The sequence below is a fragment of the Actinophytocola sediminis genome, from assembly GCF_054779715.1.
On record NZ_BAAGXS010000023.1, the window covers coordinates 177,947 to 191,466 of the forward strand.

Below are 13,520 nucleotides of genomic sequence, written 5' to 3' on the forward strand. Positions count from 1 at the left end.
TCAGTGTGGGGCATTCATCACATCGAGTCAAGAAACGGCCGGCTGGGAAGGCTCCCAGTATTATTGGGCAGGCGTCGGGGCACGGCGGAGCGCGGGAGAAGAGCATGGCGGGCAAGGGTCGAACCCGGACGAGCGGGCGCCCCACGCTGGAACAGGTGGCGGTGGAGGCGAACGTGTCGCGAGGCACCGCCTCGCGCGTGGTCAACGGATCGCTCGAAGTGAGTCCATACGCGTTGAAGGCGGTACGGGACGCGATCCGCAAACTCGGTTACGTGCCAAACCACGCGGCCCGCAGCCTGGTGACCCGGCGCAGCGACACCGTTCTGCTGGTGGTGTCCGAGTCCGAGGACAGAGTGTTCAACGAGCCGTTCTTCGCGAGCATCGTGCGCGGCCTGAGCCAGGAACTGTCCGCGACGACACTGCAGCTCAACCTCGTGATGGCCAGCACCACCCGGCAACACGACCGGGTCGAGCAACTGGTACGTAACGGACACGTCGACGGCGTCATGCTGATCTCGTTGCACGGCGACGATCCACTGCCGCAGAACCTGGTCGCCGCCGGCGCGCCGGTGGCGCTCATCGGCCGGCCGGTGACCGACACCGGCGATGTGCCCTATGTCGACGCCGACAACGAGGCGGGCGCGCGCGCCGCGACGGAGTACCTGTACCGCCAGGGCAGGCGCCGGATCGCGACCATCACCGGACCGAGGGACATGGCCGCGGGCCTCGACCGGCTCAGTGGCTACCGGGCGGCGCTGCGCGGCAAACGCGGCGTGACCAAACTCGTGGCACAGGGCGACTTCGGGCAGGCCAGCGGCGAGTCCGCGATGCGCGAACTGCTCACGCGCGACCCCCAGCTCGACGCGGTGTTCGCCGCGAGCGACCCGATGGCCGCGGGCGCCCTGCGCGCGCTGTGGGCGGCCGGCCGACGAGTACCCGACGACGTCGCGGTGATCGGGTTCGACGACTCGGAGCTGGCGCGTAACACCAACCCCCTGCTCACCAGCGTCAGCCAGCCGACCCAACAGATGGGCCGCAAGCTGGCCGAACTGCTGATCACCCAACTCCGCGACCCGGACACCGAACTGAAACCAGTGATCCTGCCAACCGAACTCATCTGCCGAGAGTCAGCCTGACAGTTCCGCCTCCCCGGACTTCATTGTGTTGGTTGGGTTGGGCGCGGATGGTGCGGTTGGGGTACGTACTTGTGGTTGGGTTGCGTCACGTTCCCCTGGGGTGCGGTTCGCGGCGGGTGGGCTCGTGTTGCTTGGGTTACTCGCGCGTATGGGCTTCCATCGTGGTGCGGGGCGCGTTAGGGTCGAGGTCTTGGGAGCGCTCCCAAATCGCAGAGTCGCGAGTGTCCCAGTGGGCCTGTCGTTGGTCGACAATCGGGTGATGTCGGGGTTACGTTCCGGGCGGGCGGGTATCTGAGATCCACGATCCGTGCCGGCATCCCGAGGAGGGCCCATCATGGCTGAGGGAACACGACTGCCCGACGAAGGTATGGATGACCCCTCGACGCAGGACGGGCTGGCCAGTTTCGCCGTCTGGGCGCGTACCACCCGGTTCGGTGAGGAGGACGACGCCGATCTCGCCGAGAACAACGTCGTCCTGCGCGGTATCGACTGAACACCGATCGACCAGGCTCACCCGGTCGTGGCCAGTTCGCTGGTCGTGAACCGCAGTTCGTCCTCGTCCGCGTCCACCCGGACGCGCGTTCCCGGCACCAGGCTGCCGTCGAGCATCATCCGGGACAGCCGGTTGTCCACCTCACGTTGGATGGTCCGGCGTAGCGGCCGCGCGCCGAACTCCGGCTGGTGGCCCCGCCTGCTGAGCCAGGCCACCGCGTTCTCGGTGAACTCCAGCTCGATGTTCTGGGCGTGCGCCCGGCGCGTGGTCCGGGTCAGCATCAGCTCGGTGATCCGGTGCAGCTGCTCGTCGGCCAGCCTGCGGAACACGATGATCTCGTCGATCCGGTTGAGGAACTCCGGGCGGAACGACTCCCGCAGCACCCGCATCAGCCGCTCCCGCAGCTGCCGGTCGGTGTCGCCGTCCTCGTCGGCCGGGGTGAAGCCGAGCGCTCCCCTGGCACCGGCGGTGATCAGCTCCGACCCGAGGTTGCTGGTCATCACCAGCACGGTGTTCGTGAAGTCGACCGTCCGGCCCCGGCCGTCGGTCAGCCGGCCGTCGTCGAGCACCTGCAGCAGGATGTTGAACACCTCGGGGTGGGCCTTCTCGATCTCGTCGAGCAGCAGCACCGAGTACGGCCGGCGCCGCACCGCCTCGGTGAGCTGGCCCGCCTCGTCGTAGCCGACATAGCCGGGTGGCGCGCCGATCAGCCTGCTCACCGTGTGCCGCTCGCCGTACTCGCTCATGTCCACCCGGATCAGGTGGCTCTCGTCGCCGAACAGCGCCTCGGCCAGCGTGCGCGCCAGTTCGGTCTTGCCGACGCCGGTCGGGCCGAGGAACAGGAAGCTGCCCGATGGCCGGTTGGGCTCGGCCATCCCGGTACGCGACCGGCGGACCGCCTCGGCCACCGCCTGCACGGCCTCGTCCTGGCCGACGACCCTGCGGTGCAGGTGCTCGTCGAGTGCCAGCAGGCGTTCCCGCTCGTGCTGGGTCAGCTGCCGCACCGGGATGCCGGTGATCCCGGAGACCACGTCCGCGATGTCGTCGGTGCCCACCTCCGGCACGTCGCTGGAGTGGCCGTCGACCCGGGCGCGGTCCAGGTCCGTGCGCACCGACCCGAGCTCGTCGCGCAGCGCGGACGCGCGTTCGTAGTCCTCGTCGCTGACCGCGTAGTCCTTCTCCCGCACCAGCCGGTCCAGCCGTTCCTGCAGCTCGCGGGCCTTGTTGGTGCCCCGGCGCAGCCGCAGGCTCACCCTGGCGCCCGCCTGGTCCATCAGGTCGATGGCCTTGTCCGGCAGGAAACGGTCGGTGACGTAGCGGTCGGCCAGACCGGCGGCGGCGTCGAGCGCCTCGTCGGTGAAGCGCACCTGGTGGTGGGCCTCGTAGCGGTCGCGCAGGCCGCGCAGGATCTGGATGGTGTCGGTCACCGACGGCTCGGGCACCAGGATGGGCTGGAACCGGCGCTCCAACGCGGAGTCCTTCTCGATGGTGGTGCGGTACTCGTCGAGCGTGGTGGCCCCGACGATGTTCAGCTCCCCCTTGGCCAGTGCGGGCTTGAGGATGTTGCCCGCGCCCATGGCGCCCTCGGCCCCGCCCGCGCCCACGACCGTGTGCAGCTCGTCGATGAACACGATCAACTCGTTGCTGTGCGCCCGGATCTCGGCCAGCAGCTTGTTCATCCGCTCCTCGAAGTCGCCCCGGTAGCGGGTGCCGGCGACCATCGCGGCCAGGTCGAGGGAGACCACCCGGCGGCCGGTGAGCGTCTCCGGCACGTCGTCGTCGGCGATCCGCTGCGCGAGGCCCTCGACGATCGCGGTCTTGCCGACCCCCGCCTCACCGATGAGCACCGGGTTGTTCTTGCGCCGCCGGGAAAGCACCTCGACGGTCTGCTCGATCTCGGTGTCCCGGCCGATCACCGGGTCCAGGCCGCCCGCCCTGGCCTGCTCGGTGAGGTCGCGGCCGAACTGGTCGAGGGTCTCGGTGTCCGACGGGCGGTCCTCCGCGCCTGCCCGGCCTCGGCCGGCGCCGGCGAGGGTCTCCGGGGTGATCCTGGCCTCGGCCAGCATCCGGCCGGCGACCGAGTCCGGGTTGGCGGCCAGCGCCAGCAGCAGGTGCTCCGGGCCGATGTAGGAGGCGCCGAGGCCGCGGGAGATCTGGTGGGCGTCGAGCAGGCTGCGCTTGGCGGCCGGGGTCAGCCGGACCGCGCCCTCCCTCGGCTCGCCCACCCGGGACTGCTCGTCGATCCGGCCGGTGAGCTCGTCGGGGTCGGCCCCGGTGCCGGCCACCAGTTCGCGGATGCCCGGATGCCGCAGTGCGGCCCAGAGCAGCTGTTCGGTGTCCAGATTGGACCGGCCCCAGCGCGCGGTCTGGGTGGCCGCCTCGGCGAGCACGCCGCGGGCCTGCTCGCTGAGGAACCGGGTGATGTCGATGGGATGGCCGCGGCCACCGGCGCGTCCGCCGAAGAACTGGGAGAGAAAGTCGTCGAACGGGCTGGCGCCGGAGCCGCCGGACCCATGGATGCCAGTCATCGCCACCTCGCCGGATCGCCTGTTGGTTCACCCGATGGGCTTTCCAGCGCCGCGGGACCACAAACCATTCGGACCCGATTCGCCGTTCGCTAACGGCATCCCCCGATCGGGTGCCCCACCGGGTGGATTCGGTGACTGTCGGGATTGGACCTCCGCGATCAGGGCATTCGAGCGCTATGGCTACCGGGAAAAGAGTTGCGGTGATATTGCTTGGCGTGATGATGACGGTCGCTGGCTGCGGTACCGCCGATCGGGAGGCCAGTGCCACCGAGGTCGCCAACCAGTTCGTGTTGGCGTTGAACCGTCCGGATGAGGCCTGCCGGCTGCTCGCCCCCGAAGCGCTGCGCGCGCTCGAACGGGACGGCCAGCGGTGTGCCGACGCGCTGGCCGAGCTGGCGCTTCCCCAACACGGCAGGGCGCACGAGGTCACCATCTGGTCGGTGCGGGCGCAGGTCCGCACCAGCAGCGACACCCTGTTCCTGGTGGAGCGGGACACCGGTTGGCTGGTCACCGCCGCCGGCTGCGTGCCGGCGATCGACGTCACCTACGACTGCGCGCTGGCGTCCTGAGTCGACAGTCCACTGTGCTCGTCCACAACGAATTCAGCCGACCGCGACGAGGAATCTGCGCAGCCGCCGGGGCGTCAGGTTCGGCCGCCCGCCGGGATGTTCCACGGTGGCGGCCGCGGCGGCGACCGCGAGGTCGACGGCCTCCTCCGCCGGCCCGCCCCGGCACAGCACGCTGGTCAACGCGGCGCACAGCGCGTCGCCAGCGCCGCTGGTGTCGACCACCCTGGCGGCCAGGTACGGAACCACGCGGGAGCCGGTGGACCAGGTGAACGCGTCGCCGCCGGGCACGCCGAAGGCGACCAGCGCGACCCCGTGCCGGTCGATCAGCTCCCGGCCAGCGCGGACCGCCGAGTCGGCGTCGTCGATGTCGATCCCGGTCAGCTGTCGTGCCTGGCCGGCGTCGGCCCGCACCACGTCGGCGGTCGCCAGCAGCGCGGGGCACAGGTCGCCGGCCTCCGGGGCGCCGTCCAGCACCACGAGCCGGCCGGCGTCCTTGGCGCAGGTGGCCGCCGCGAGCGCCACCTCGGCGGGTTGCCCCAGCTGCACGACCACGCACCGCGCCGCGCGCAGGGCCGGGGCGGCGGCCTCGACGTCCTGTTCGGTCAGCAGGATCTCGGGTGGCAGGTGTTCGAGGTAGTGCCAGTCGCCGTGCGCGTCCGGTATGTCGACGACCAGGCCGGTCAGCGCGCCGGGGCGCCGCACGACCTGGTCGACGTCCACCCCGTCGCGCCGGGCCCTGGCCAGCAGGTTGGCCGCGACATGGTCGTCGCCGACCACGCCGAGCAGCGACACCGGCAGGCCGAGTTGGGCGAGCGCGACGGCGATGTTGGCCCCCTTGCCGCCGAGCCCCTCCCTGCGCCGCAACACCCGCGCCGACTGCCGCGCGCCGGGTAACTCCGCGACCGACAGCACCAGGTCCCTGGTGATCTGACCGACCACGACCGTGCTCGTCATGGCCGAGTCGTACCACGCGCGCGGCGGTCCTACACCTGCCGAGGCCGGTCAGCCGAACGCCAGGCCGTGGACCGGCTGAGCACGTACAGCCTCGGCCGGCACGTCCACCACCACGGTCTCATCCCGGCGCGCCCAGCGCAGCGGCCGGCGGTGGCCGAGCAGGCGCACCTGGTCGCCCCGGTCGAGGCGCGGCAGGTCGGCGGCCGGCAGGGTCACCGTCCTACCGGGACGACCGAGCAGGAACGCGTACACCGTCCGGTCCTTTGTGGTGTATCGGGTTTCCAGGCCCTCCACGGTCGTGCCGCGCTGGACCCGCCAGACGCGGGTGCCGTAGATGCCGTCACCGTTGACCTCGAGCCAGCCGCCGAGGCCGCGCAGCAGGGCGACCTGGATGTCGTTGATCGTGCCGTCCGCGTCCGGGCCGACGTTGAGCAGCAGGTTGCCCCAGTGCGCGACGTTGTCGACGAACATGGTGACCAGCTGGTCGAGCGTCAGGTAGTCCGCTGCCAGCTCGTTGGCGTTGTAGCCGAAGGAGAAGCCGCAGCCCCTGGTGTTCTCCCACTTGTGTTGCGGGCCCTGGCCGATGTCGTGGTCGTACTCCTGGGTGTAGAAGTCACCCTGCTGGCTGCGCACCTGGCCGAGGCGGTCGTTGACCAGCACCTGCTCGCCGCGCGCGGCCGCGCGGTTGTAGTACCAGGCGACGAACTCCTTGCTACGGAAGGTGTCCGCGGTCGCCATCCAGTCGCCGTCCAGCCACAGCATCTCGGTGCCGACGTCCTCGACCAGCTCGCGCAGCTGCGGCAGCATCCACTCCGTCAGGTACTTCTCGGTCAGGTAGTCCGGATGCGGCGCGTCGAACTCGGGCGCGTAGTAGTTGAGCAGTTGGTGGTAGGAGGGCGCGTAGTGCATCCGGCGCGCGCGCACGGCGTCGCCGAGCTCGGCCAGGATGTCCCGCTTCGGCCCCATGGTCGTGCTGTTCCAGCTGGTGGTTCTGGTCCCCCACAACGGAAATCCGTCGTGGTGCATGCCGACCGGGACCACGTAGCGCGCCCCCGCGGCGGCGAACAGCTCGGCCCACTCCGCGGGATCCCATTGCTGGGCACGGAACATCGGGATGAAGTCGCGGTAGGCGAAGTCCGCGCCGTAGGTCTCGCGGTGGTAGGCGTGGGTCGGGTTGTTCGGGTCGCGCATCCGGCTCGGGTACCACTCCGCGTACTCGCCGCGCGGCGCCCACGCCGGCACCGCGAAGATGCCCCAGTGGATGAAGATCCCGAGCTTCGCGTCGTCGAACCAGGCGGGCAGCGGGTGGGTCTGGAGCGACTCCCACGTCGGTTCGTAGTGTCTGGTTGGGACGGTCAGGGAGCCGGGGGACGCCTGCGCGGCGCCCGGGGTCACCGTGCTCAGTCCGACCGCCGCCGCGCTACCGGCGAGCAGGCTACGCCGGGTCAACCGCCGATTACCGAGCACGAGGCACTCCCCATCGTTCATCCGATGTATCGCCTGACTCTTCGAACCTTCGTCCATAGTGCGGTGACAGTCACCGCTGGTCAAGTGCGGGGCCTGGGTCATACATCGGATGAATGGCCGGCCACCTTAAGTACTTGCCTGGTTACGCGATCTACGACAAACTACGCGCCGGGTCGGGCCACCTCAAGGAGAGAACGTGCCCCTCGTCGCCCGACTCGCCGGCTGTCTGCTGGCCGTCTGCCTCCTCGCCGCCGCGGCGGTCCTGCCGGCCTCGGCCAGCCCCATCGGCACCGAGCTCACCGTCCGCTCGCTGTCCACCAGGGCCGACCTGGTGACCGGCGGCGATGTCCTGGTGCGCGTGCAGGTGCCGCGCCTGATCGAGCCGACCCAGGTGACCGTGACCGCCGGCGCCCGCGACGTGACCAGCGCGTTCCAACGGACCGGCAACACGCTGGTCGGCCTGGTGACCGGCCTGGCGACAGGCAGGACCACGATCACCGCCACGGCCGACCGGGGACGACTGAGCGCCACCCTCGCCGTGGTCAACCAGCCGATCACCGGCCCGATCCTGTCCGGGCCCCACCAGACCCCGTTCCTGTGCACCACCGCGGAGTTCCGGATCCCGGTGGTCGGCGTGACGCTCGGATCCCCGCTGGACGCCAACTGCTCGACGCAGACCCGCGTGGACTACGTCTACCGCGCCACGTCCGGCGTGTTCCGCCCGCTGCCCGACCCGCGCGTCCGGCCGGCCGACCTGGCCCGCACCACCACCAACGATGGCCGCGCGGTCAACTACGTCGTGCGGATCGAGACCGGCACCGTCAACCGCTCGATCTACGAGATCGCGCTGCTGCACGACCCGGTCGTCGACCCGGCGCCGGGACCGCTGGCCCGGCCGGCCGGCTGGAACGAGCGGCTGATCCTCAGCTACGGCGGCGGCTGCCGCGCCGGGTACCACCAGGGCGGTGGCACGGTGACCTTCCCGCCGCCTGGCGGCACCTCGCCCGCGGTGCCCAGCCCGCTCAACCACAGCTGGCTGGCCAAGGGCTACGCCGTCGGGGTCGCGAGCCTCATGGTGCTCAACAACAACTGCAACGACGTGGTTGGCGCGGAGACGACCGTGATGGTCAAGGAGCGGTTCGTCGAGCGCCACGGCCTGCCCCGGCACACGATCGGCTTCGGCCCCTCCGGCGGATCCATGCTGCAGTACCTGATCGCGCAGAACTACCCCGGCGTGTTCGACGGCATCCTGCCCAGTTCCAGCTTCCCGGACACCCTCGTGCAGCTGACGTCCTCCTCGGACTGCGCGCTGCTGCTGCGCGCGTTCGCCGAGAGCACCGAGCCGTGGACCACCGCGCAGCGCACCGCCGTCGCCGGCTGGCGGTCGCCGGAGCACTGCGCGACCCCGTTCAGCGGGGACTGGGGGCGCGCTTTCCTGGCCACCTCGGTCACCGAGGCGACCTGGGCAGGGTGCGACCTGCCCCGCGCCATGGTCTACCACCCGACGAGCAACCCGGCCGGCGTGCGCTGCACCTACCAGGACAACGCGGTCAACGTGTACGGCGTCGACCCGGCGACCGGCTTCGCGCGCCGGCCGTTGGACAACGCCGGCGTGCAGTACGGGCTGGACGCGTTCACCTCGGGCACGATCAGCGCCGAACAGTTCGTGCGGCTCAACGAACTGGTCGGCGGCTATGACCTCGACGGCAACCTGATCACCGGCCGCACCGCCGGCAGCGTCGAGGCGGTGACCACCGCCTACCGCACCGGCCGGGTCAACAGCGGCGCGAACCTCGACACCATCCCGATCATCGACTACCGCAGCTACCTCGACGACCGCGCGGACCCGCACGACAGTGTGCGCGGCGCGAGCATGCGCGCCCGGCTCATCGCCGCCAACGGCACCGCGGCCAACCACGTCCTGCTGACCACCTCGCCGTCGGCCACCGGCGCCGGCAACCCGACCGCGGTGGCCGACGAGGCGCTGCGGCTGATCGACCAGTGGCTGACCGCGATCGAGGCCGACCAGTCCGATGACCCGCCCCAGGTCAAGGTGGTGCGCAACAAGCCGGCGGGCGCGGTGGACGCGTGCTACCCGGCCACCGGCATCCGGATCACCGACCAGGCCCAGTGCCGGCTGCTGTACCCGATGTACGAGAACCCCCGGCTGGCAGCGGGCGAGCCGCTGGCCAACGACGTGCTGATGTGCGCCCGCAAGCCGGTGGCCGCGGCCGACTACGCCCAACCGCTTACCCCGCCCCAGCTTCAGCGGCTGACGGCCGTGTTCCAGGGCGGGGTGTGCGACTACAGCGTTCCCGGCATCGGTCAGCAACCGCCGGTGGGAACCTGGCTGCGGTTCTAGGTTTCGGGCGGTGTCAGAGATCCCAGCCCTTGACCCAGTCGACCTCCATGATCGCGGAGTTGCCGGCGCCGGATCCCTGGTCGTCCTGCTGAATGGTCAGGTGACCCGATGGCATGTGCGTGAGGTCGTCCCGCGCGGGAATGTGGTACCAGGGTTGACCGTCGACCCATCCCTTCATACTGCCCGCGGCCCACTCGAACGCGACGTGATGCCATTGGCTGGTACCGACACAGCTCACCGAGTTCGGCGGCAGGACCTCCTGGCGAATCGGGGTGTGTCCCGGATAGTGCAGGTAGCCGCCGTAACAGTTGGCGGCTGCCTGCTGTTCCATCCAGTCGTACTCGCCGTGGTCGGGCCACAGGCCGGACTCCGGCCAGATGATGAACAGGCTCATCCAGCCCGCACCGGACGTCTTCACGCGCGCCTCCCAGCGACCGTGGGTCTGCTGGCGCAGATGGGCCATGCCGCACGTCCGCCGATCCGGCAGGGAGACCAGTTTCAGCGTGCCGCCGGACACCTGGCACTGGGCAGGCTGCCGGTTGCCGTGCTGGTTGGTCGGATCGTGGTAGAGCCCCCATTGCGGACCGGGAGCGGTGCCCTCGAACTCGTCGTCCCAGACGGGTGCTCCCCAGTTCTGGGTCTCCTGGGCGGTGTCCCCCGGCGGGGCGGTGTCGCCGGGAGTGGCCGTCACCGGGTACCCCTCGCTACTGCCCGCCGGCGTGACCGTGAAGGTGTACTCCCGGTCGGCCACCAGGGAGTTGAACGTCCAGGTCCTCGTCGACCCGGGAACGACGGTGGACCAGGCGCCGGTGCCGAAGTCGTCGATGCCGTCGCGGCCGACGGTCCACGACGCGGGCTGGGGACTGAGCGCGCTCGTCCAGTCGACCCGCACCTGGTCGGCGTTCAGCACGGTCGCGGTGACCGTGACATCGGCGGCGACGTCGGCGGCCGGCGACGCCGTGCTGTCCGGCTCGGCCGAGGCGAGGCCGGTGACCGCGACCAGGGTGAGCACCGCCGCGCCCACGACGCCGGCCGGCCACCAGGATCTTGTTCTCACAGGGACGTCCTCTCGGTGGGAGAAGTTCGCTGTCGAGGTGACAGTGTCCGTTCCGCGTCGTCGGAACATCGTCGAAACGTGGTCGTGGGCCAGTACATTCGGGAATCGGCGTGTTCGGGACCGAGGTGTCGACACCCTGGAGGTGGCACGCGGTGGAGTTTCGAGTGCTCGGGCCGCTGGAGGTGGGTGACCAGGGCACCGCGGTCGACCTCGGGCCGCCGAGGACCCGGGTGATCTGCGGCCTGCTGCTGGTGCGGCCGGGCGCCCTGATGGCCATCGACCGGTTCGTGGACGAGTTGTGGCCGCGGCTGCCGCCGCCGGACGCGCGGGCGCTGGTGCGGGGTTACGTGTCCCGGTTGCGGCTGGCGCTGCGGGGCGCGCCGAGCGGCGCCGGCCGGGTGGTGACCCGCAAACCCGGCTACCTGCTGCGGGTCGAGGACCAGGAGCTGGACCTGCACGTGTTCGAGCAGTTGGTCCGGCAGGCCCGGACGGCGCACGAGGCCGGGGAGCCTCGGCGCGCCGTCGAGCTGTACCGCGCGGCGCACGCGCTGTGGCGCGGCGAGCCGTTCGCCGACGTGCCGCCGACCGCGAGCATCGACACCGCCCGCACCTGGCTGACCGAACAACGGCTCGCCACCCGCGAGGAGTGGTTCAACGCCGCGCTCGCGACCGGCGGCACCGCCGAGGTCATCACGGACCTGACCAGGTACGTCACCGCCCACCCGCTGCGGGAACGCCCCGCCGGCCAGCTCATGCTCGCCCTCTACCGCGACGGTCGCCAGGCCGAGGCACTCGAGCAGTACCACCGGATCGCGCGTGTGCTGGACGAGGAGGTGGGCGTCGCCCCCGGCGCCGAGCTGTCGCGGTTGCACCAACAGATCCTGGACGCCGATCCGGCGCTGGCCGCGCCCGTCGCGCCGGTCGACATCGCCAGGACGCGCACTCCCCACCAGCTTCCCCGTGACCTGCCGACGTTCGTCGACCGGGACCGCGAGCTCGCGGACCTGGCCGCGCGGTTCGCGGCCGACACCGGCGGGGCCGCGCCGGTGGTGGTGCTCCACGGCGCCCCGGGCGTCGGCAAGTCCGCGTTGGCCACCCGCGCGGCGCACCACGTGGCGCCCCGCTTTCCCGACGGGCAGCTGCATGTCAACCTGCGCGGTGCCACGCCGGGCGTGCGTCCGCTGTCGGCCATCGAGGCGCTCCACCAGTTGCTGCGCGCGCTCGGCGGTGCCGGGCCGGACGTCCCTGGCGATCCCGACGAGGCCGCCGCGTTGCTGCGCACCGTGGTGGCCCGGCGGCGGTTGCTCATCGTGCTGGACAACGCCGCCACCGCCGCGCAGGTCCGCCCGCTGCTTCCCGGCTGCGCCGTGCTGATCACCAGCCGCACCCGCCTCGGGACGCTGGAAGGCGCCGCGTTCCACGAGGTGGGTCCGCTGCGCCCGGCCGCGGCCACCGCGATGCTCGATGGCCTGCTCGCGGACGCCCGACCGGCGGCCGAACCCGAGGCGACCCGGCAGTTGGCCACCCTGTGCGGTCAGCTGCCGTTGGCGCTGCAGGTGGCCGCCGCCCGGCTCACGGCACGTCCGCGCTGGGCGGTGAGCGACCTGGTCCACCGGCTCGCCGACGAACGGGACCGCCTCACCGAGCTCGCCTCGGGGGACATCGCGCTGCGCGGCAGTCTCGCGGTCAGCCACACCGCGCTGCACGACAGCGCCGACCCGACCGACCGGCACGCCGCGCGGGCGCTGTGCCTGTTCGGGCTGCTGCCCGTCACCGACCTCGAGCTCCACCTGGCGGCCGCGGCGCTCGACACCTCGCCGCCGGCGGCCGACCGGATCATCGAACGGCTGCTGAACGCCCACCTGATCGAGGAGACCGCGCCCGGCCGGTTTCAGCTGCACGACCTGACCAGGCTGTTCGCCACCGAGCTCGGCACCGGCACGATCCCGCTTGCCGAACAACACACCGCGCTCGTCCGGTTGCTGAACCACTACCTGGCCACCACCTGTCTGGCCAACACGCTCGTGTACGCGCACCGGGCGCACTATCCGGCGCCGGACGCCTCGGCGCCACCGGCGCCGCTGGCAACCCATGACGAGGCGCTGCGGTGGCTGGACGAGCAGCGCCACAACATGATCGCCGTCGTCCGGCAGGCCTGGCCCGGTCCGCCGGAGGCTGCCCGTCTCGGGGTCAGCCTCGCCCTGGTGCTGCACTGGTACCTCCTGTCCGGCGCCACCGACCCGCGGGACACGATCGCGTTCCAGGAGGAAGCCGTCACCGCGGCCGAGCGCCTCGGCGACCGCCGGGCGCAGGCCTTCGCGCACGGCAACCTCGCCGGACAGCTCAGGCACACCAGCCAACTGGACCGCGCCTTCGACCACAGGTCCGCCGAACTCGCCATCTGCCGGGAGATCGGTGACCGCTTCGGCGAGCAACGCGCGCTGGGCAACCTCGGCCACACCCGTCTGGTGCAACACCGGCCGGCGGAGGCCATCGACTACCTCCAACAGCAGCTCGACCTCGCCCGCGAGATCGACGCACCCATCGGCCAGGCCTTCGCCCTGGTGAACCTCGGCACGGCCCACCACCAACTCGGCCGTTCCGCCGACGCCATCGCGATGATCGAGACCGGACACGCGTGGTACACGGAAATCGGCGACCACTACCGGCAGTGCGATGTGCACGAGGTACTCGCCAGAATCCACATCGACCTCGGTCACCACGACCGCGCAATCGAGCTGATGACCCGTGGGCTCGGTCTCGCCCGCCGCATCGGCTACCGGTTCGGCGAGATCTGGGCGCTCACCACCCTCGCCCGCGCACATCGCCTGCACGGGAATATCAACAAAGCCCGCTACTACGCCGACCAGGCGGTGTCGGGCAGCGACACCTTCCAGGGCACTCAGGCCAGGGTCGACGCGCTGGCGGAATACGCACGGATGCGCCCGTGAAAA

The 13,520-nt window shown here is 71.2% G+C and carries 9 protein-coding genes; 5 read left to right on the forward strand and 4 right to left on the reverse strand.

What is annotated here, in order from left to right; genetic code table 11:
• Window positions 1-104: 104 nt before the first annotated feature.
• Both ACYVIP_RS15835 and ACYVIP_RS15840 read left to right on the forward strand, forming a co-directional pair.
• Complete coding sequence (locus ACYVIP_RS15835) at window positions 105-1,136, forward strand: LacI family DNA-binding transcriptional regulator (RefSeq protein WP_460396772.1); 1,032 nt, start codon at window positions 105-107, stop codon at window positions 1,134-1,136.
• Window positions 1,137-1,470: 334 nt separating this feature from the next.
• The gene (locus tag ACYVIP_RS15840) at window positions 1,471-1,629 is read left to right on the forward strand and encodes a hypothetical protein (RefSeq protein WP_460396774.1); all 159 of its coding nucleotides are present in this window, start codon (window positions 1,471-1,473) and stop codon (window positions 1,627-1,629) included.
• Window positions 1,630-1,646: 17 nt separating this feature from the next.
• Here ACYVIP_RS15840 and ACYVIP_RS15845 read toward each other — a convergent pair whose 3' ends face one another.
• A complete protein-coding gene (locus ACYVIP_RS15845; RefSeq protein WP_460396776.1) occupies window positions 1,647-4,157 on the reverse strand; it encodes an ATP-dependent Clp protease ATP-binding subunit in 2,511 nt (836 codons plus the stop codon).
• A 215-nt stretch (window positions 4,158-4,372) separates the two neighbouring features.
• Here ACYVIP_RS15845 and ACYVIP_RS15850 point away from each other — a divergent pair, with 215 nt between their 5' ends.
• The gene (locus tag ACYVIP_RS15850; protein ID WP_460396778.1) at window positions 4,373-4,726 is read left to right on the forward strand and encodes a hypothetical protein; all 354 of its coding nucleotides are present in this window, start codon (window positions 4,373-4,375) and stop codon (window positions 4,724-4,726) included.
• 33 nt (window positions 4,727-4,759) lie between these two features.
• Here the strand turns inward: ACYVIP_RS15850 and ACYVIP_RS15855 are convergent, their stop codons facing one another.
• Together ACYVIP_RS15855 and ACYVIP_RS15860 are read right to left on the reverse strand one after the other, a co-directional pair.
• Complete coding sequence (locus ACYVIP_RS15855) at window positions 4,760-5,680, reverse strand: PfkB family carbohydrate kinase (protein WP_460396781.1); 921 nt, start codon at window positions 5,678-5,680, stop codon at window positions 4,760-4,762.
• Between the two features lie 48 nt (window positions 5,681-5,728).
• Window positions 5,729-7,129, reverse strand: coding sequence for an alpha-L-fucosidase (locus ACYVIP_RS15860; protein ID WP_460396783.1), 1,401 nt, complete (start codon window positions 7,127-7,129; stop codon window positions 5,729-5,731).
• A 214-nt stretch (window positions 7,130-7,343) separates the two neighbouring features.
• Between ACYVIP_RS15860 and ACYVIP_RS15865 the strand changes: the two genes are divergently transcribed.
• The gene (locus ACYVIP_RS15865; RefSeq protein WP_460396785.1) at window positions 7,344-9,509 is read left to right on the forward strand and encodes a DUF6351 family protein; all 2,166 of its coding nucleotides are present in this window, start codon (window positions 7,344-7,346) and stop codon (window positions 9,507-9,509) included.
• A 13-nt stretch (window positions 9,510-9,522) separates the two neighbouring features.
• On the opposite strand, the gene ACYVIP_RS15870 is transcribed toward ACYVIP_RS15865, so the two are convergent.
• Window positions 9,523-10,566 (reverse strand): glycoside hydrolase family 16 protein, encoded by a 1,044-nt coding sequence (locus ACYVIP_RS15870; RefSeq protein WP_460396787.1) that lies wholly within the window; start codon window positions 10,564-10,566, stop codon window positions 9,523-9,525.
• Between the two features lie 152 nt (window positions 10,567-10,718).
• On the opposite strand from ACYVIP_RS15870, the gene ACYVIP_RS15875 reads away from it, so the two are divergent.
• Window positions 10,719-13,517, forward strand: a complete 2,799-nt coding sequence (locus ACYVIP_RS15875; RefSeq protein WP_460396790.1) for an AfsR/SARP family transcriptional regulator — start codon at window positions 10,719-10,721, stop codon at window positions 13,515-13,517.
• Window positions 13,518-13,520 lie beyond the last annotated feature (3 nt).

Bases quoted from the DNA above. Each gene is read 5' to 3' on its own strand.
- ACYVIP_RS15845 (WP_460396776.1), bottom strand. From the start codon at position 4,157: ATGACTGGCATCCATGGGTCCGGCGGCTCCGGCGCCAGCCCGTTCGAC.
- ACYVIP_RS15840 (WP_460396774.1), top strand. From the start codon at position 1,471: ATGGCTGAGGGAACACGACTGCCCGACGAAGGTATGGATGACCCCTCG.
- ACYVIP_RS15855 (WP_460396781.1), bottom strand. From the start codon at position 5,680: ATGACGAGCACGGTCGTGGTCGGTCAGATCACCAGGGACCTGGTGCTG.
- ACYVIP_RS15835 (WP_460396772.1), top strand. From the start codon at position 105: ATGGCGGGCAAGGGTCGAACCCGGACGAGCGGGCGCCCCACGCTGGAA.